Here is a 19491-nt window from a genome sequence, read left to right as displayed (position 1 = left end):
CTCGCCGGCGGGGTCGAACTCCAGGGTCGCGCCGAGCAGCACGACGACGATGGCGGTGTCGCCGATGATCCGGCCCATGCCGAGCGTCGCGCCGGCCGCGATGCCCGGGCGGGCGGCGGGCAGCAGGACCCGGCGGATCGTCGCCGCGCGCGTCTTGCCGAGCGCGTAGGAGGCCTCGCGCACGTGCGAGGGGATCTGCTGCAGCGCCTCGCGGGTCGTGCCGACGACGAGCGGCAGCGCGATGAGGCTCATCATCAGCCCGGCGATGATGAAGCTGCGGCCGAACACGCCGCCGCCCTCGGAGGTGAAGCTCAGCGGCGCGAAGATCCCGTTGCTGAACACGGTCAGGCCGAACAGCGCGAGCACGATGCTCGGGGTGCCGGCGATGACCTCGACGCCCGACTCGACGGCGCGCGCGAGGCCCGCGGGGCGCCCGTACTCGCTGAGCCAGATGCCGACCGCGGCGCCGAGCGGCGCGGCGATCGAGATGCCGATCGTCGTCAGCAGCATCGTGCCGACGAGCGGGTCGAAGAAGCCACCGGACTTCGCCTGGTCGTTGTCGGCGACCGGCGACTCGACGAACAGCCGCGGCTCGAGGTACTGGGCGCCGCGGATCGCGAGGTAGACGAGGATCGTCGCGGTGATCAGCAGCAGGCCGATCCCGGCGACGTAGCAGGCGGCGAGGCCGAGCCGGTCGATCAGCGGCCAGGAGGCGCTGGACTCGACCGGGCGGGTGCGGCGCGCGGGCGGCCGCTGCGAGGGGGGCGGGGAGGCGACGGCCATCAGGACCGGATCCCGTACTTGCGCATCGGCAGTTTCGCGGCGTACCCGGCCATCGACAGGAGCGCGCTGGAGATCAGCAGCAGGGCCCCGAACGCGTAGAGCGTGTCGCCGAGCGTGCCGCGCGAGAGGCCCTCGGAGTTGTCGACGATCGTCGCGGCGAGCGGGCGGACCGGCTCGAAGAAGAAGGTGAGGCCGTCGAGCGGGTTGGGCGCGAACCCGCGCGACCCGGAGACCATCGAGAGCATGATCGCCTCGCCCAGGGCGCGGGCGGTGGCGAGCACGGCGGCGGCGACGATCGCGGGGCGGATCGTCCGCAGCCCGATCTTCGTGATCGTGCGCCAGCGGTTGACGCCCAGCGCGGCGGAGCCCTCCAGCCACGACTTCGGGACGCCGCGCAGGGCCTCCGCGATGATCGCGATCATGATCGGCGAGATCATCACGACGAGGACGAGCGTTCCGACGAGCAGCGAGTTGCCGTTGAGCTGCACGACGAACCCGACGCTCTCGCGGCGCTCGTCGCCGATGAGGTCGTTGACGAACGGGACGAGGATGAGCAGGCCGAGCAGGCCGTAGACGACCGACGGGACGGCGGCCAGGAGCCGGATCGCCGGCTCCATCACGCGCCGCACGCGCTCCGGGGCGAACTCGACGAGGAAGATCGCGGCGAGCGTCGAGAAGACGATCCCGATCAGCATCGCGAAGCCGGTCGTCAGCAGGGTCCCCCACAGCAGCGGCCACGCGTGCAGCGTGTACTCGCCGTCGACGGAGCCGTCGAAGATCGCCTGCAGCTCGACGTCGACGTCGTGGCCGCCCGCGAACCAGGAGAGGCCGTTGTCGCTGAACGACGGCCACGCCTTCGCGAGGACGAAGACGATCATCCCGGCGATCAGCGCGAGCACCAGCGACGAGACGCCGCCGAGGATCGCGCCGACGCGCCGGTCGGACCAGCGGCCCAGCTGTCGGTCCCCCGACGACAAGCTAGGCCCCGGCCTTCAGCGGGACCCACTCGGACGCGATGATCCGCTGCGCGGCCGCGTTGCCCTTGACCCAGCGCAGGAACTTGCCGGTCGCGCCGGCCGCCTTGCCGCGGGTGACCATCCAGAAGTTGCGGACGCCCGGGTAGGTCTCGGCCTTCGCATTGCGCAGCGTGCAGGCGACGCCCTTGTAGGGGACGGCGTGCGTGCCGGCCACGGCCTCGAAGGTCAGGTAGCCGATGCCGCGCGCGTCGCTGGCCACCGCCTGCTGGACGAGGCCGGTCTCCTTCTTCTGCTGGGCGCCCGCGGACACGCGGAGGTTCTGGCCCATGAAGATGTTCTGGAAGGCGTCCTGCGTACCCGAGGAGGGCGTGCGCGCGTAGAGGCTGATGATCCCGGTGACCGTGCTGCCCGGGACGTCCTCCCAGCGCTTGACCTTGCCGGAGAAGATCGCCTGCACGTCGGCCTGGGAGAGGTTCGGCAGCGGGTTCTTCTTGTTCGTGACGATGCACAGGCCGTCACGGGCGATCTTGTTGAAGACGAGGCCGCCCGGGTCGGAGCGCACCGGGTCACGCGAGACGTTGCCGATCGACACGCGGCCCTTCGCGACGTCGGTGACGCCGATGTCCGATCCGCCCTGCAGGAGGCTGAACTGCGCGGCGCCGGGGAAGGCCTTGAGGTAGCCCTGGATCAGCTTCTTGGCGAGCGGCTTGATCGAGGTCGAGCCGCTCATCGTGATCTTCGGCTTGGCCGCCGGGGCGGTCGCCGGGACGACGGCGGCGGGCACGGCGCACGCGGCGGTCGCGAGCAGGACGGCGGGGAGGGGACGGCGCACGGTGCGGTGACTCCTTCGTCGGACGTGGGATGGCGCTGGATGGCTGGACCGGACGGCGCGCACGGGCGACGGCGCTCCGGGCGGCACGGCTGCGGAAGTCTGGGACGGCCCGGGGTGGCGGTCGTGAACAACGGGTGGCCGTCTGGAGAAGAACTGGTGAACGTCCGCGATCCGGTGCGTCGCTTCACCAGAACTTCCCCAGTCGTTCACACCGGACCGGCGGCGGCGCTCCAAGGTCCCGCGTCGCATGCGTGCCGGTCAGCACCGCACCGCCCGCCGGGCGGCCCTCACCCTCGGCTGGTCCCTGCTCGCCCTCGCGGCGACGGCGCCGCCGCGCGCCGACGCGCGGATCACGCCCGTCACCCCGATCGCGGGGCCGAGCACCGCGATCGTCGAGCTCGGCGGCGTCGCCATGGCCCCCGACGGCACCGGCGGTCTCGTCTTCCGCCGCCGCGACGAGGACGGGCGCACGCACGTCTACGCGTCGCGGTTCGACGGGGCCACGTGGGCCGCGCCCGTGCGCGTCGACCGCGGCCAGCGGTTCGACTCCTCCTGGCCGGCGATCGCCGCCGCGGGCGGCGGCCGGCTCGTCGTCGTCTGGGTGCAGGAGTTCGGCGTCGCCACCGACCGCCTGTTCGCGGCCACGCTCGACCCCGGCGCCACCGGCTTCCAGGCCCCGGTCCCCGTCGACCTCAACGTCGGCGAGGCGATCGCGACCTACCCCGCGGTCGCGATGAACCGCGCGGGCACCGCCTACGTCGTCTACCGGGTCGTCAACGCGACCGCCGAGACCAGCGGCGCGCTGCCCGCCGGAACCGTCGACGGGGACTACCGGGTCGCCCGCACCGGCGGTCAGTTCTGGTCCGTCGTCGGCCAACCTGTCGACCGCAACCCGGCGGCACCGCAGGCCACCCCCACCGACGCGAACCGTCCGCGAGTCGGCGTCGACGTCGCCGGGAACGCGGTCGTCGCCTGGCACGAGCCCGACGACGCGCAGATCGACCGGGTCTGGGCACGACGGGTCTTCGGCGGCACGCTCGGGCCGACCCTCCAGGTGAGTCCCTCGCTCCGGGACGGGTTGCCGGTCCGCGGCCGCGTCGATCAGTTCGACCTCGACGTCGCCGGGTTCGGGCAGGCGGTCGTCGGATTCCGCGAGCTCGGCTCCGGGACCGACGCGACGCGCGCGGCGCGGATCTGGACGAACGCGATCCCGGAGTCGTTCAGCCCGGCCGCCGGCGCCTTTGCCGGCGCCCGTCTCGCGGACGGCGGACCGGAGCCCGGACGATTCCTCGACGAGAGCCCCGGACCGGTGCGGGTCGCGACGACCGCCACCGGCGCGGTCGCCGACGCGTTCTCGGCGGGCCGCGCCTCGCTGCTCGTCAGCGGCGACGACCGCGGGGCCGGGCCCGCCAGCCGGCTCGACGACGGCACGAGCACGGTCTCCGGCGACCCGGTCGTCGAGATCGCCCCCGACGGAGCGGCCGCGCTGGCGTGGAAGGCGAGGCAGGGCCGCGTCGGCGGTGTCGTGGCGCGCGAGCGGCGGGCCGACGGCGTGGCGACGACCCGGACGCTGAGCGCTGCTGCGGGTGGCTTCGTCAGCGATCTGCGATCGGCGGGCAGCGGCCTCGGCGACGCGGCGATCGCGTGGGTCCAGGGCGAAGGAGACTCCACGCAGATCGCGGCCGCGATCGTCGATGCGCCCCCGACCCAGTTCGCCGCTTCGGCGCCGATCGGGTGGACGCGGGAGCCGGCGGTCCGCGTCAGCTGGGACGTCGCCGCGCACGCGGTCGGTGGGGTTCGCTACGACGTCACGGTCGATGACGAGCAGGTGCTGGCCGATCAGGCCGGCACGCGCGCCACGCTCGACGCGCGGCAGCTCGACAACGGCCGCCGTACCCTCGTCGTCATCGCCCGGGACAGCGCCGGGCAGGAGACCGAGAGCCTCCCGGCCGAGCTGATGGTCGACCGGCAGCCACCGACGGCCACGATCGTCCTCCGGCGCGGACGCCGACTGGCGGTGTCCATCGGTGACGGACCGACCGGTGAGGGCTCCGGGGTCAGTGCCGCCGCGACGGTCATCAACTTCGGAGACGGCCGTCGGCTGCGCGGACGGGTGAGGGACATCACGCATCGCTACCGCCGGCCGGGACGCTTTCGCGTGACCGTCGTCACGCGCGATCGGGTCGGCAACCGACGGACCATCAGGCGGACGGTGACGGTGCGATGAGCCCGCGCGCCGTCCTCGTCGGCCTCGCCACCCTCGTCGCGGCGGTCGCCCCGGCAGCGGCCGTCGCCGCGCCGTTCGCCCCGGGCGCGGTGGTCCTCTCCGCCTCGCAGGCGAGGCTCGAGCAGGCCGACGACGTGACCACCCAGGTCGCGCTCTCCCGCGATGCCCGCTACGCGATCATCGTCACGCGGGCGACGAACCTGTTCGCGGACGACGATCCCGACCCGCCGGGGCGGTCGAGGATCGGAGGCATCTTCCGCCGGACGATCGCCACCGGTGACCTGGAGCTGGTCGCGGACGGCGATCTCGTCGACGAGCGCACCCGCGAGCTCGTCCGGCGCGGCGCCCGGTCCGCGTCGGTCTCCGACGACGGGCGCTTCGTCGCGTTCGCGACCAACCAGCAGCTCGTCGCCGCCGACACGAACGACAACGCCGACGTCTACGTCCGCGACATGGACCGGCCGGTCCGCGCCCCGGACGCCTTTGTCCTGGCCAGTGCCAAGGACGGCGGGGACGTTCCCGCCAGCTACGCACCTCGCTCGCCGGCGCTCCCCGGTCGCAACCCGGGGTCCGAGGTGTTCGCCGGCTCGGCGATCTCTGGTGACGGACGCTCCGTCGTGTTCCGCACGGGCGAGCTCGCCAGCGACCTGCCGGATCGTGCGTCCGTCGACCTGCCGCCCGATCAGTTGCTCGTCCGTGACCTGCGGGAGCGCCGGACGCGTCTGGTGACCCGCGCGCTCTCGGGAGGTCCGGCGGGCGGCGTCGCCGGACCGTCGGTCATCAGCGCCGACGGTTCGACGGTGGCCTGGGTCGGCTTCAACGCCCCGGCGCAGACGCGGTTCATCGCGGGGGAGCAGGCGGATCCGCAGGCGCCGTTCTACCTCTGGCAGCGCGTCGCGGACGGGCCGGACGCTCCGACCCGTCGGATCACCGGCCTGGCCGATCCCGACGATCCCGCCTGCGGGCCGGGCGAAACGGTGACGAGCGATCCCACCGCCCTCGGTCCGTGCTTCGGGCCGCTGAGCGACACCGAGCAGGGCCGTTCGGACATCACGACCCGGGTTCCCAGTCTCTCGGCCGACGGACGCACGGTCGCCTTCCTCGCGAGCGCCGGGGCCCGGCCGGCGAGCGTCAACACCCCTGGACTGGATCTGTACGTCACGTCGATGGCCCCGGGAGCCTCCCGGAAGGCGGCGACGGTCGAGCTCACCCGTGAGGGACAGCCCGACGACGGGGCGCAATCCTCGCCGATGGAGAGCGCGACGATCACCGCCGACGGTCGCGGCGTCTTCCTCGTCACGTCGCGCATCCGCTTCGTCCTGCCGGTGCTCGGGACCATCGGTGTCGTCCGCCAGGTCGCCGGCACCCGCGATCTGTACTACGTCGACCTGGAGCGCCGGACCATCGAACGTGCGGTGACCGGCGCCGGCGGTGCTGACCCGTCCGCCGACGTCCAGTCGAACCCGAGTCCGAGCGCCGACGGGCGATCGGTGGCGTTCATCTCGGGCGCGAGCAACCTCTTCTTCGGGGACGGCAACCAGCGCGCGGACGCGTTCCTCGCCGTGCGCCCCGCCGACGTTCCGGCCGAGGCTCCCGCGGCCGATCCCGAGAGCGCGCCGCTCGTGGTCACGCAGCAGGAGGAGCCGAGCGGTCCGACGCTCGACGCGACCGTGACGTCGTTGCGCGACGGCCGCCTGCGCGTTCGCGCACGAGCGCCCTTCGCAGGGACGTTGACCGTGTTCGCGCGCGCCGGACGGCCGTTGCGGACCGTCGCGCGGACGACGCGCCGTGCGACACGTCCCGGGCGACTGGACGTTCGCCTGAGACTCACGGCGCGCGATCGCGCGCGACTGCGACGGACCCGTCGGCTCTCCGCGACGGTGCGCCTGCGGTACGTGCCCGCGGAGGCCGGCGTGCGCGCGCTGACGGACGTGGCGGACGGGATCTTCCGCCTCCCGCGGCGGCCGGCGAACGCCTCGCGCACGAACCGAGGCGCGGGATCGTGACGCCTCGCGTGCCCGGCTGGTGTCCGATTGGTGAACGACCTGAGGCCGACCTGTGACGACCGTGTGTCACTCCTGTGAACCAGGATTGCGGAGCGAGCAGGAGGGCGCTGAGGTGCCACCGCCACATCTCAACCGGTTCCCGAAAGGACATCTTCCGCTCATGCTCCAGCTCCCCTCGACGGGGCGCGCGACGGGTCGCGCAGCACTCCTGACGACCCTCGCGGGTTCGGCGCTCATCGCCGGCGCGCTCGCTCCCGCCGCCGACGCGGCGTTCACCACTGCCGCCTGTGGCGGACAGCCGATCACCGCCCGGGGCGCGTCGTTCCAGGCCGGAGCCAACCAGGGCTTCACCCAGATCTTCCGCACGGAGGACTTCTGCGGGACGAGCGCCCCCGCCGTCACGTACGACCCCGCCGGCTCCGGTGCGGGACGCCGCTCGTTCGGGGAGCGCGGCTCCGCGAACCCGACCGGTGCCCGGGACGCGGCGGTGCGCATCGCCGCGACGGACGAGCCGCCGACGCCCACCCAGACCGCCCAGATGGAGGGCGGCGCGATCGACAGCGGGGGCAACGACGTCACCGCGGCCGACAACGGCGACCTCCACGTGATCCCGGTGGCGGTCGGCGCGAACGTCATCGCCGTGAACTTCCCGGACGGCTGCACCCCCCCGTCGGCCGCGCTGGCCAACGACGTCGCCCAGAGCAGCAAGCGCGTGAAGCTCAGCGCCGTCGCGCTGGAGAAGGCGTTCTACGGCGACTCCACGGGTGACACCTGGGGCGAGCTGCTCGGCGGGACGCTCACGGGCGCGCCGACGGACTCGGTCCTGACGGCCGCCGGCATCAACGACTGCAACGCCGTTCCGGTGCGCCGGGTCGTCCGGTTCGACGACTCGGGCACCACGTTCGTGCAGAAGGACTGGCTCTCGAAGGTCAACGGCACGCGCAGCCCGGCGTGGTCGAGCTTCTTCCCCAACCCGAACACCTCGTGGCCGAACACGGTCGGCGAGAGCACCGCCGCCCCGTGCCCGGCCGCGTCGAACCTCTGCAAGAACACCTCCAACGGCAACGGTCCGCTGCTCGACCGCCTCAACACCACCGACGGCGGCATCGGCTACGCGGACGTCTCGACCGCCCGCGCACGCGGCTTCGAGGTCTCGAGCGTCGCCGACGACACCTTCTGGGCCCCGATCGTCCAGGGCAACGGCACCGCCTACGAGCCGACCGCCGACGCCACGGCCTGGCGCCAGAACGTCGGCGCACGCGGCGCCGGTTGCGCCGGCGTGACGTTCGCCGGGGTGCCCTCCTCGACGCTCGGGTCCTGGGCCGCGGTCTCCGCGACGGTGAGCTCGACCGGGACGGTCTACCCGCTCTGCTCCCTGACCTACGCGCTCGCGTGGGACGACTATGCCGCGCCGTACGGGGCGAGCGCCGACAACGAGGCGAAGGCCCGGACCGCGAAGGACTACCTGACGGCTGCCGTGTCGGCGCTCGGCCAGGGCAACAACTCGTCGCGGGACTACGCGCCGCTCCCGGCCGCCCTGCGGACGATCGCCCAGGACGGCGTCGCCGCCATCAGCTACGCCAAGCAGGCGGGTGGCGGCGGTGTTGCGCCGTCCACCCCGCCCGTCACGACGCCCGCGCCGGCCACGCCCGCCCCGACCACCCCGGCGGCCGGCGGCACCACGCCGCAGCCGGCGCCGCAGGCGCCGAGCAACGTGTTCACCGTCGCCTCGGGTCGCGTCAGCAGCACGAACCTGCTGCTGAGCATCCAGGTCCCGGGGGCCGGCACGGTCCGCGCCGTCGCGACCGCGAAGGTCAAGGGCAAGACGGTCCGCGTCGGCAGCGTCTCCGCGACCGCCAGCGCGGCGGGCACGGTGAAGCTCACGATCAAGGCCTCCTCGGCGGCGAAGAAGCTGCTGAAGAAGGCCGGCCTGAAGGTCTCGGTCGCGGTCACGTACACGCCCACGGGCGGCACGGCGGCCTCGAAGTCGAAGGCCCTGACGCTGAAGAAGCTGAAGGCGGCCAAGAAGAAGTAGCCGGACCCGCAGCACCCCGACGGCGGGGCGGACGCGCACGCGCGCCCGCCCCGCCGCGGTCGTTCCATCCACACGAAGGACGTTCATGAGTCAGCCCAGCAAGAGCAGCCGCCCGCACCTCGGGCAGCGGTCCAACCCCGTTCTCACCGTCGCCAAGGACGTCGGCACCGCGCTGCGCACGTTCCTGCTGCGGGACCTGCTCGCGACCTTCCTGCTGCTCGCCTCGATCGCGCTGACGATCACGTTCTTCTCACTGCTGGACTCCACGCGGCCGGAGTCGCCGGGCCAGCGCGCGCCGCTGTCGGCGGTCGTCAACCTCGCCGAGGCGGGCCTGATCACCAACGCGACGCTGCTGGACCACGACTCCGTCGTCGCTGTGCGCACCCGCAGCGACCTGCGCCTCTACGCGCCCTACCCGGCGTCCAACGCGCAGACCCAGTCGCTGTTCCGCACGCTCGACGAGGGCGGCGCCGCCGTCACCGTCGACCAGCAGTCCTTCAAGGGCGAGCGCCAGGTCATCGTCCAGTTCCTCGTCCCGATCCTCCTGCTCGTCGCGCTGTTCGCGTTCTTCACGAAGCTCATGAACGACGGCGGCGCGGGCGGGATCGCCGCGTTCTCGAACATCGGGCGCAAGGGCAAGAAGAAGGGCAAGGGCACCGCCCACAAGGTCACCTTCGACGACATCGCGGGCGTGCCCGACGCGGTCGCCGAGCTGCGCGAGATCCGCGACTACCTCGCCGACCCCGGCAAGTACGTGGCGCTCGGCGCCGGCGCCCCGAAGGGCGTCCTGCTCGTCGGCCCTCCCGGCACCGGCAAGACGCTGCTTGCCAAGGCCGTCGCGGGGGAGGCCGACGCGACGTTCTTCTCGATGTCCGGCTCGGACTTCGTCGAGTCGCTCGTCGGCGTCGGCGCGGCGCGCGTGCGCGACCTGTTCGCCAAGGCCCGCAAGGCCAGCCCCGCGATCGTGTTCATCGACGAGCTCGACGCCGCGGGCCGCAAGCGCGGTGCGGGCATCGGGCAGGGCAACGACGAGCGCGAGCAGACGCTCAACCAGCTGCTCGTCGAGATGGACGGCTTCGGCGGCGACGCCGGTCTCGTCGTGCTCGGCGCCACGAACCGCCCGGACATCCTCGACGACGCGCTGCTGCGCCCCGGCCGCTTCGACCGCCAGGTCACCGTCGACACCCCCGACGTCTTCGGCCGCGAGGCGATCCTCGGGCTCTACGGCTCGAAGAAGCCGCTGGCCCCGGACGTCGACCTCGGCGAGATCGCCAAGCTGACGCCCGGGTTCTCCGGCGCGGAGCTCGCGAACGTCATGAACGAGGCGGCGCTGCTGACCGTCCGCGAGGGCCGCGAGAAGATCGACCAGCGCACGCTCGAGGAGGCGATCGACCGCGTGATCGCCGGGCCGGCCAAGCCGCACGCGCTGACCGAGCACGAGCGCTGGCTGATCGCGATCCACGAGTCCTCCCACGCCGTCGTCACCCGCGCGGTCGGCCAGACCGTCGTCGCGCAGAAGCTGTCGGTCGTCGCCCGCGGCCGCCAGCTCGGCACCTCCGCGGCGATGATGGGCGATCGCGACGCGGTCGTGCAGCAGGAGCCCGACCTGCAGCGCCAGCTCGTGTCGATCGTCGCCGGCGCCGCCGGCGAGCAGATGGTGTTCGGCTGCCTGTCCACCGGCGTGCACGACGACCTCCACGCGGCGACCGCGATCGCCCGCTCGATGGTCACCTCCTACGGGATGAGCGACGCGCTCGGCCCGGTCACGATCGGCGAGAAGCAGGGCCAGGTGTTCCTCGGCGCCTCGCTGCAGGACCTCGGCTCGGTCGGCGCCGCCACCCTCGACCTCATCGACCGCGAGGTCGAGCGGATCGTCGCCGACGCCAAGGCGCGCGCCGAGCACGTGCTCGACCGCAACCGCCAGGCGCTCGACGAGACCGCCCGCGCCCTGCTCGAGCACGAGACGCTCTCCGGGCACGCCCTCGACGCGGTGCTCGCGACCGTCACGCCGATGCCGGTGCAGGAGCTGCGGCACATCACCGCGGCCCGCCCGCCGCAGGAGCCCGCTCGCGACGAGGACCCGCAGCGGGGTGCGTAGGAGCCGCGACATCGCCGCGGCCCTCGCCGGGCTCGCGCTGCTGCTCCCGGCGGCCGCGCAGGCCGAGCCGACCTGGCGCCTGGAGCAGCCCGCGCCGCCCGCCGGGGCGCCGTTCAAGGTGCCGCTCGGCGCGCCCGGCGACCTCGACTTCTACGCGCCCGACCGGGGGCTGCTCTCGGTCGAGGGCAACGGCGCGGTTCCGCGCGGCCTGTTCTTCTACGACGGCGTCGAGTGGCGGCAGCTCTCCACCGTCTGCGGCGGCTCCGGGGACACGTCCCGCATCGCATGGGCGGGGCCGGACGAGTTCTGGGTCGTCACCGAACCGAGCCGACCCCGGGCGGGGCAGGGCCTCGCCCTGTGTCGCTTCCGGGGTGGGGTCGTCGTCGGGTCCTTCTCGACCGCCGACGGCGCCGCCGACCCGTTCCGCCAGATGACGTCGGCCGCCTGCAACGGGCCGGACGACTGCTGGTTCGGAGGAAGCGGATCGCAGGACGCGACGGGGCAGCGTGTCGGGGCCTTCTTCCTGCACTGGGACGGGGCCGACCTGCGGACCGTCTACGACCCCCAGGGACGTGGGGTCAGCGACCTCGAGTGGGTCGGGGACCGCTTCCTCTCCAGCCGGCTCGTGGGTCGACGCCCGGGCGATCCCGCCAGCGCCGACCTCGCGGCGCCCGAGCCCTTCGGACCGCGCCTGCTGCGCTCGTTCGGACCGGGCCGTACCGGGTTCCGCAACGAGTCCTACGCGACGGTGGGCGCCACGCCCGCCGACGCGGAGGGGCGCGAGCTCCTCGCGGTCTCGCACGACGGCGACGACGTCTGGGCGGTCGGCGGCGGTGCCACCTCGGGCCCCGCGTCGGTCGGGGACCCGCCGTCCGCGCGTCCGCCGCTCGCCGTCCGTCTGGCCCCGGCCGGATGGCAGGAGCTGCCGCTCGACCAGGCGCTGTTCGAGCCTGACGAGCTGTTTCTCGACGTCGCCTCGCGCCCCGGCTCGCCGGACGCGCTCGTCGCGGCGGCGACGGCGGCCGAGCGGAGCCAGACGACGGCGAAGGCGCGGGTGGTGACGCTCCGCGCCGACGGTGGTGCCGAGATCACGCGGCTCCCGGTCGCCGGCTCGGGCCGTGGGGCGGCGGCGCGGGTCGCCTGCCCGGCGGTCGACGAGTGCTGGATGGTGACCGTCGCCGGCTGGATCTTCCACCTGACCGACGGGGCGCCCCGAGCGCGCAACACCGACCCGGCGTTCGCGTCGCGGATCGACCAGCGACCGAACGAGGCGGCGGAGCAGTTCGTCCCGGACGCTCCGCCCGTCGATGACTCCCAGCTGTTCGCGCCGCCGCCCGCGGAGGCGGTCCAGCCGGTCGCGCCCCCGACGACCGTGGTGCAGGCGGCCAAGCCCCTGCTCCAGCGCGTCCGCTCGCGGGTGACCCGCAAGCTCGTGCTCATCGTCTCGTTCCGGGTCACCCGGACCGGGCGGGTCGGTCTGGTGGCGACACGTCGGGGGAAGGTCGTCGGGCGCGTCAAGGCCCGCACGCTCCGACCTGGCAACCGTTCGCTCCGCCTGCAGCTCAGCCGCCGCCGCTACCCGACGAAGCTCGCGTTCGTGACGCCCGACGAGTCGCGCCCGGCACCCGACGCCTCCACCGGAGGCGATGACACCGTGACCACGGGTGACACCGTGACCACCGGTGACACCGTGACCACGCGGCGGATCCCGTGAGGCGTCGTCGCGTCCTCCGGGTTGCCGCCGCCGGCACCCTCGTACTCGCGACCGTCGGCGGTGCCGTGCTCGTGCCGTCCGCGCGTCCGCAGGCCGCCGCCGGGCCTGTGGTGTCCCAGCCCGTGCTCGGCAGCGCCGACGAGGCCACCGTGCTCCTCGGCAGCGTCACCGATGGCGGGCTCCCCGGCGAGACGTGGGCGTACCGCGTGCTGCCGTCCACGGCGGCGCCGCCCGCAGCGGCCGGTGACGAGGCGACCTTCGGCGCTCCCGGCGCCGGGATCCGCCCGGACCCGCAGCTCGCCTTCCTTCGTGCCACCGACGACTCCTCCTGGAGCGTCGTCCAGACGCCGCTCGGCCGCGACGGCCGGCCCTCACGGGGAATCACGCCGAACGTGCGGGCGGCCCGCGTCCTGCCGCGAGGTGGCGGCTTCGTCCTCGGTCGTGCGCTCGGCACGCTCACCGCGGGCGACGAGACCCACGTCCTGGTGCGCGATCCCGGGGGCCGCTTCCGCGACGTCCCGGCTCCGGGACCGGACGTGCTGCTGGCCGGCGGCGATCCGCAGCCCGATGATCCGGCCGAGGTGCTGGCCGGCGACCAGGGGCTGGGCGCAGCCACGGTCGCGGGTTGGGAGGACGGCGAGCGCACCAACGTCGTGGTCGCGCCCCGCGGTCGCCCGGTCCAGGACGCGATCCTGCGCTTCGACGGCACGACGTGGTCCCGTGAGCCGGTCGACGTCCCGGCCGCATCGGACGCCGAGTTCGAGATCATCGCGCTCGACGCGACCGGACCCGAGAACGCCTGGTTCGTGGCGCGGACGGACGAGGACCCGGCTCGAGGGATCGTCCTCTTCGAGCGACGCGTGACGCGCGACGGGCCGCGCTGGCAGGAGCGCCCTCTCGTCGGGACGCCGTTCGCGCAGGCGGCCGACCCGGACCGCGGCCTGTCGGCGATCGCGCCGCTGGGGGGTGGGCTCCAGCAGACGCTGACCGTCGACACCGACGGCGTCTGGGTGGACGGCAGCCTCCGCGCCGGCGACACCGAGCTGGACTGGACCGTGCGATTCGACCCGGAGGCCGACGGTGGCGCCGGAGCGGTCACGGGCAGCTGGTGCGATGCGCGCGACGATGGTGGCGAGGCGGTGTGCGAACACCCGCTCGGCCTGCGGTTCTCCCGTCGTACGGGCTACCGGTCGCTCGCGTTCGCCACCGACGGTGTTCCGGGACGGGTCATCACCAACCCGCTGCGTCCGGGCGGCGACGAGGACAGCAACCTGGGGACCTACGTCGTCCTCGACGGCTCCACGTTCCGCCGGCGCCCTGGAGCGGCCGGGAACCTGCGTCGCTCCGCGGCGTTCCGCAGCCCCGAGGACGGCTGGCTCGAGGGCCCGGTCCGCGTGTCGCGGGCGCCGCGCGGAAGCGCCCTGCGCCCGTGGCCGGTCGCGGTGCGGTCGCCGTTCACCGCGGTCGTGCACCAACCCGGCGCGCCCCCCGGGGATCTCGGCACTCAGGCGTTGGCGGTCGGCGCCTCTGGAGCGGTTGCCCGTCACGTCCCGGGCAGCGGCTGGGTCCGCGAGTTCCTGCTGACCTCCAGTGGGGCGGTCACGAGCCCGACGCTCCGGGGGGTCGCATGGCCGGAGGCGGGGCGCGCCTACGCGGTCGGTGACCTCGGCGCCATGTGGCTGTGGCGCGCCGAGACCGGTCTGTGGGAGCGGGACCCCGCCGCCCCGGTGGGCTTCGAGGCGAATCTCATGGGGGTCGCGTTCCAGCCGGGCTCCACGTTCCGCGGGTACGCCGTCGGACGGGGCGGCACGCTGTTGCGCTACGACAAGACCTGGACGCAGGAGCCGGTGCCGGCCGACGTCGCGACGCGGGACCTCACGGCGGTCACGTTCGCGGGTGCCCAGGCGCTCGTCGCCGCCGGCGGCGATCTCCTCGTCAGCGACGGCGGTCCCTGGCGCGTCGACGAGCAGGTGCGTGCGCTGCTGGCGACCCTTCCTGGAGCCGAGGTGAAGCTGCTGACCGTCGCCGGGCTGCCGGACGGCGGCGCGGTCGCCGCCGGGCGTGAGGTCGTGCTCGTGCGCGATCGCGCCGGCGCTCCGTGGCGGTTCGCCGACCAGCCGCTCCCGGGCCTCACCGCGGTCGCCGCGGCGGCCGTGCGGGACGGCGAGGTCGTGCGGCCCGTGCTCTCGGTCGTCCCGCGGCTGGCGTATCCGCCGTCGGAGACCCTCCCGGAACCCGACGCGAACGTGCCGGCGCCGATCCTCCCGCCGATCCCGCTTCCCGGAGACGGCTACGTGCTCCGCGAGACCGCGAACGGGTGGAGCGACGAGCAGCGTCAGGCGTTTGCGGGCGCGAGCGCCGACCGGCCGTCGAAGCCCGACCCGGTCGCCGCCTTCGATCTCTCGCCCACCGGTGAGGGCTGGGCCGTCGGCGGCTGGAGCGGGGAGTTCGACAGCGCGGGCCGCGGGTCCTCGGGACGGAATGCCACCGGGCGCCTCAACCGTCAGCGCGTGCAGACCGCGGCGATCCTCCGCTACGGGACCTCCGCGGCGAACGCGCCGCCGGCAGCGGGCATCAGCGAGGTGCCGCTCGACCCGAACACGGTGACGTTCGCCGTCGCGGGCCACGCGCAGTGCGAGCGCGAGTGCGCGGACCTCGCGGGCCAGGACCTGGCGCCGGATCGGATGCTGGCGACGACCATCGCCCGAGTGGGGGCGCTCGCGCGACGCCCGAACGGCCCGCGGGCGCTGCTGTACACGGGCGGCCGCACCCGGCCCGGGACCGGGATGTCACAGCGGCCTGCCGAGGCCGCCCGCTACGCCGCGCTGCTGGCCGGCACCGGGGAGCTCCCGGTCTTCCCGGCCGTGTCGGCGGGCGACGCCGAGACGGGGACGACCGCGGCCTTCCGGGACGCGTTCGCCGGGTTCGGTGCGCCGTTCGGGACCGGGGCCCCCCGCCCCCGGTGTCGACCCGCTCGGCGGCGCAGGACCGAACGGGGCCGCGACCCACTACGCCTTCGAGTCCGCAGGGCCGACCGGCCGGGTGCGGGTCATCGTCATCGACAACAGCGCCGGGTCGCTCGCCGCCAGCGACCCGCACCAGAACCCGCCGGAGCCTCAGCGTCCGTGGCTGATCGCGCAGCTGGCCGCGGCGCGGGACGCCGGGGTCGTGAGCGTCGTGGTCGGGTCGCGCGACCTGAACACGCGCACGACGCCGGCGCTGAACGTCGCCTCGGACGGTGACGAGATCGCGCGCCTGCTCGTGGAAGGGGGAGCGTCGGCGTACTTCTTCGATCGCCCGGAGGAGAACCGGACGTCCTCGATCCCGGCGGGCGCGCAGCAGCAGATCCCGGCGTTCGGCACGGGCACGCTCGGCTACCGCTCGCCCCTGTCCAACACGACCGACGCGCCCGATGCGCTGTTCGGCGACAGCGGATTCCTGCTCGCGCAGGTCGCCGTGCGCGATCGTGATCCCGTCACGAACCGTGCCCCCGTGGGGGTTCGCCTCATCCCGGTCGTCGACGATCTGGCACTGCAGGCCATCGATGGCACGTTGCTGCGTCGTTCGCGTCCCGCGCTCTTCCAAGGCCTCGGGCGGCGTCCCGTCGCCGGAGACCGGTGGGGCGACGTGTCCGGAGCCGACGGCAACCCGAATCCGCCAGGGGGCGACCCGTACACCGCGTTCCCTCCGGCCCCGTGCACCGGGCCGGGATGCGCGACGCGCATCGTCCCGGAGTACCAGTTCGCGAGCTCGGATCGGGACATCGCCGACTTCGTCCGTCAGGACCCGGCGTCGACCAACCTGCGCAAGCCGTTCATCGGCGCCGACGACCGCGTCGTCACGGACGCGTCGAGCGCGCTGCTCTGCCCCTTCAACCCGGGAACGGCGACCGTCACGGTCGGAGCCGGCGGGCTGGCCTTCACGCAACAGGTCCGTGTGCTGGCGGGCAGTGTCCAGCGTCCGTGCGGTACGCGACCGTTGGACCCGACGCGGTTCACCGCACCGGCCGCCCCGGCGGTCGCGCCGCCCGCCGCGGCCCCGGCGCCGGCCCCGGCGGGCGCGGCGCCGCCTCCCGTGGCACCGCCTCCGCCGCCGCCGGCGCCCTCGGCGCCGCCGACCCCGGCCCCCGCCGTCAAGGCGGTCCCGCCGGTGCAGCCGCTGCCGCCGGCGGCCCCGCCGACGGAGGTGCCGCCCGCGCGCGACCTGACGCGCGCCCAGGTGCCGGCGCCGCCCCCGCCGCCCGCGGGCGGCTTCGGCCGGCCGATCCCGCCCGGTGGCGCGGTCATCCGCGTGCTGGAGGAGAAGCGCGAGGAGGAGCTCGCGCCCGAGTCCTCGCAGGCGTTCGCGGCCTACGACGTCGACGAGGGACCGTCGGTCCCGTACGGGCCGTTCGTGTTCGGGATCGTGCTGCTGGCCGCCTTCGCGGGCGCCTCGGTGCGGCCCGGGCTGCGGCGGCGCAACCGTCGTGCCGAGCACGCCGTCGCGGTCGCCCGCGTCGAACCCGATCCGCTGGACCCCCGCACCCGACACCGGAGAACCCGCTAGATGCGCACCCCGTCCGTCGCGCGCGCCGCGCTCGTCCTCGCGACGTTCGCGCTCGTCGCGTCCACCACCGGCCTCGCCGACGCGGCCCGGTCGTCGATCGCCCGGGTGGTCTCGAGCCCGAAGCCCAACAGCGTCCTGAAGCTCGACAAGAACGCGCGCTTCCCGGCGCGCGCGATCCCGAAGGTGGCGAGCGCGCGGTCCGCGGACCGGGTCGGCGGCAAGACCGACGAGCAGCTGACGGGCAGCTGCGATCCGCAGACCGTGGACCTGGGGACCTGGTGCCTGCAGTCCTCGCCGTTCCCGCTGACCAACGAGGACCAGGGCAAGAACGACTACTTCTTCGCGACGCAGGCGTGCGTGGACGCGGGCGGCTGGCTCCCGACCGCCGCGCAGCTGATCGGGGCGGCGGCGCGCGTGAAGCTCGCGTCGACGATCGGGGACTCGCAGACGACGGCGTCGATCGACATCGACCCGACGGACGGCCTGAAGGACCGCCGCGAGATGAGCGCGACGCTGATCACGACCGCGGCGGGCTCGAGCGCCGCCGGGTCGACCGGGGTCAGCGACGGCTCCCGCGGCGACCCCAAGACGGGGGAGCCCGACCCGGTCCCCGAGCCGGCGAACCCGCGGCCGGAGACGCTCCAGTACGTCACGGTCTACGACAACGGCGACAAGGGCGGCTTCGCGGGCGCCCGACCGGTCGGGACGCCGGAGACGTTCCGCTGCGGCTTCGACAAGCAGGGAGGGTGCCGCGGACGCGGAGGAGGGGTCGTGAGCGCGCCGGCGGACGAGCCGTTCGCGGTCGGGCCGCTGGAGCTGCGCCCGGCCGAGTTCACGGCGCTGGCGGCGGGCCGGCGCGTGCCGCTGACCGTCCGCGAGTTCGAGCTGCTGCACGAGCTGGCGCGTCGGCCGGACCGGGTGGTGCAGCGTGCCGAGCTGTACGACCTCGTGTGGGGCGGGCCGATGACCTACCGCGACCGCTCGGTCGACGTGTTCGTGCGCAAGGTCCGCACGAAGCTCACGTCGGTGTGCCCGGACTGGGTGTTCATCCACACGCACTTCGGGATCGGCTACCGCCTGTCCCCGGAGCGCGTCGTGCTCGGTCCGGCGGCGACCGATCAGGGACGCGACGCGGCGCGCCCCTGAGCGTCACGCGGCGGGCTTGCGGGCACGGACGATCGCGGCGGCGGCGTGCTCGTGCACGCGGTGGGTCTCCCGGATCTCGACGTCGACGAGTCCCGCGGCGGCCAGGCTGTCGCGGAACTGCTGCTGGGTGAGCGCCCCGGCGATGCAGCCGGTCCACTGCGCCATGTCGGCACGGGTCGCCTCGTCCATGTCGGGGTCGGCGATGACGTCCGACACGGCGAAGCGGCCGCCCGGGCGCAGCACCCGCGCGGTCTCGTCCAGGACGCGCTGCTTGTCACCGGCAAGGTTGATGACGCAGTTGGAGATGACGACGTCGACGCTCGCGTCCGCGAGGGGGATCTCCTCGATGTGCCCCTGGACGAACTCGGCGTTCGTGACCCCGGCGGCGTCCGCGTTGCGGCGCGCGAGCTCGAGCATCTCGTCGGTCATGTCGAGGCCGATCGCGCGGCCGGTCGGGCCGACCCGCCGGGCGCTGATGAGGACGTCGGTGCCGGCGCCGGAGCCGAGGTCCAGGACGGTCTCGCCCTCGTGCAGGTCGGCGACGGCCGTCGGGACACCGCAGCCCAGCGATGCGCCGACGGCGTCCGCGGCGGCGGGATCGAGGTCGGCGTCCGCGTAGAGGGCGTCGCCGAACACCTGCGTGCCGGCGTCGTCGGTGAGCAGCACGGGGGCGGGCCCGCAGCAGCTCGCGCCGACGTCGGTGCCGGTGGCGCTGGCCCGGGCCGCGGCGGCGTAGCGCTCACGGACCTGCTCGCGGATGGTGTCGGGATCGGTCACGTCAGCCATGAGGTCAGCTCCTGCAGCCCGCCGGGGGCGGGGAGTAGTAGGTCCAGGTGCCGCTGCGTCGCGCGTCGAGCACGCCGGCCTGCACCAGCACCTTCAGGTGCTTGGACAGCGCGGGCTGCGAGATCGCGAAGAGCGGCAGCAGCTCGCACTGGCAGACGGGCTCGTCCGCGGCGCGGACGACGTCGACGATGCGCAGCCGGGTCGGGTCGCCGAGTGCCTTGGCGATCCGGGCGAGCCGGCCCGTCGCGTCGTCGTCGAGCGTCGGGACGACGGGGGTGCAGCAGTCGGCGGCGACGGCGGCGGCGGGCACCCGTGAAGATTCGCATAACGATCTGGTGATGT

General features: G+C 74.3%; 12 protein-coding genes and 1 pseudogene. 8 read left to right on the top strand and 5 right to left on the bottom strand.

Going from position 1 to position 19491, the window contains the following annotated elements; all coding sequences use genetic code 11:
• Window positions 1-90 precede the first annotated feature (90 nt).
• From GKE82_RS30605 to GKE82_RS06855, 3 genes and pseudogenes are all read right to left on the bottom strand, one after another.
• Window positions 91-510: pseudogene (locus tag GKE82_RS30605) on the bottom strand (ABC transporter permease subunit); the annotation flags it as partial.
• A gap of 272 nt (window positions 511-782) precedes the next feature.
• Window positions 783-1760: a phosphate ABC transporter permease subunit PstC gene (pstC, locus tag GKE82_RS06860; protein WP_230316110.1), complete on the bottom strand. Its 978-nt coding sequence runs from the start codon at window positions 1758-1760 to the stop codon at window positions 783-785.
• 1 nt (window position 1761) lies between these two features.
• A complete protein-coding gene (locus GKE82_RS06855) occupies window positions 1762-2592 on the bottom strand; it encodes a substrate-binding domain-containing protein (protein ID WP_196189092.1) in 831 nt (276 codons plus the stop codon).
• 247 nt (window positions 2593-2839) lie between these two features.
• Between GKE82_RS06855 and GKE82_RS06850 the strand changes: the two genes are divergently transcribed.
• The 8 genes from GKE82_RS06850 to GKE82_RS06820 all read left to right on the top strand — a co-directional run bounded on the left by GKE82_RS06850 (window position 2840) and on the right by GKE82_RS06820 (window position 18363).
• The gene (locus GKE82_RS06850) at window positions 2840-4819 is read left to right on the top strand and encodes a PKD domain-containing protein (RefSeq protein ID WP_154732790.1); all 1980 of its coding nucleotides are present in this window, start codon (window positions 2840-2842) and stop codon (window positions 4817-4819) included.
• Window positions 4816-6825 carry a hypothetical protein gene (locus GKE82_RS06845; RefSeq protein ID WP_154732789.1) on the top strand — a complete coding sequence of 670 codons (2010 nt, stop codon included), beginning with the start codon at window positions 4816-4818 and terminating at the stop codon, window positions 6823-6825. The genes GKE82_RS06850 and GKE82_RS06845 overlap by 4 nt, the downstream gene beginning before the upstream one ends.
• 160 nt (window positions 6826-6985) lie before the next feature.
• Entirely contained in the window at window positions 6986-8860 is a 1875-nt protein-coding gene (locus GKE82_RS06840) for a hypothetical protein (RefSeq protein ID WP_154732788.1), read from the top strand.
• An 85-nt stretch (window positions 8861-8945) separates the two neighbouring features.
• Window positions 8946-10958, top strand: coding sequence for an ATP-dependent zinc metalloprotease FtsH (ftsH, locus tag GKE82_RS06835; RefSeq protein ID WP_154732787.1), 2013 nt, complete (start codon window positions 8946-8948; stop codon window positions 10956-10958).
• A complete protein-coding gene (locus GKE82_RS06830) occupies window positions 10951-12672 on the top strand; it encodes a hypothetical protein (RefSeq protein ID WP_154732786.1) in 1722 nt (573 codons plus the stop codon). The genes ftsH and GKE82_RS06830 overlap by 8 nt, the downstream gene beginning before the upstream one ends.
• Window positions 12669-15914: a hypothetical protein gene (locus GKE82_RS26815; RefSeq protein ID WP_230316109.1), complete on the top strand. Its 3246-nt coding sequence runs from the start codon at window positions 12669-12671 to the stop codon at window positions 15912-15914. The genes GKE82_RS06830 and GKE82_RS26815 overlap by 4 nt, the downstream gene beginning before the upstream one ends.
• Entirely contained in the window at window positions 15841-17217 is a 1377-nt protein-coding gene (locus tag GKE82_RS06825; protein WP_196189422.1) for a hypothetical protein, read from the top strand. Before GKE82_RS26815 ends, GKE82_RS06825 begins: the two co-directional genes overlap by 74 nt.
• Window positions 17218-18363 carry a response regulator transcription factor gene (locus tag GKE82_RS06820; protein ID WP_154732784.1) on the top strand — a complete coding sequence of 382 codons (1146 nt, stop codon included), beginning with the start codon at window positions 17218-17220 and terminating at the stop codon, window positions 18361-18363.
• A 3-nt stretch (window positions 18364-18366) separates the two neighbouring features.
• Here GKE82_RS06820 and arsM read toward each other — a convergent pair whose 3' ends face one another.
• The gene (arsM, locus tag GKE82_RS06815; protein WP_154732783.1) at window positions 18367-19149 is read right to left on the bottom strand and encodes an arsenite methyltransferase; all 783 of its coding nucleotides are present in this window, start codon (window positions 19147-19149) and stop codon (window positions 18367-18369) included.
• A 4-nt stretch (window positions 19150-19153) separates the two neighbouring features.
• A complete protein-coding gene (locus GKE82_RS30600; protein WP_309233474.1) occupies window positions 19154-19459 on the bottom strand; it encodes a metalloregulator ArsR/SmtB family transcription factor in 306 nt (101 codons plus the stop codon).
• Window positions 19460-19491: the final 32 nt, after the last annotated feature.

Source organism: Conexibacter sp. W3-3-2 (assembly GCF_009707605.1).
In the GTDB taxonomy this organism is placed as follows: Bacteria; Actinomycetota; Thermoleophilia; order Solirubrobacterales; family Solirubrobacteraceae; genus Paraconexibacter; species Paraconexibacter algicola.
The sequence above is the reverse complement of the archived record's forward strand: the minus strand, read 5'-3'. Positions and strand labels throughout refer to the sequence as shown.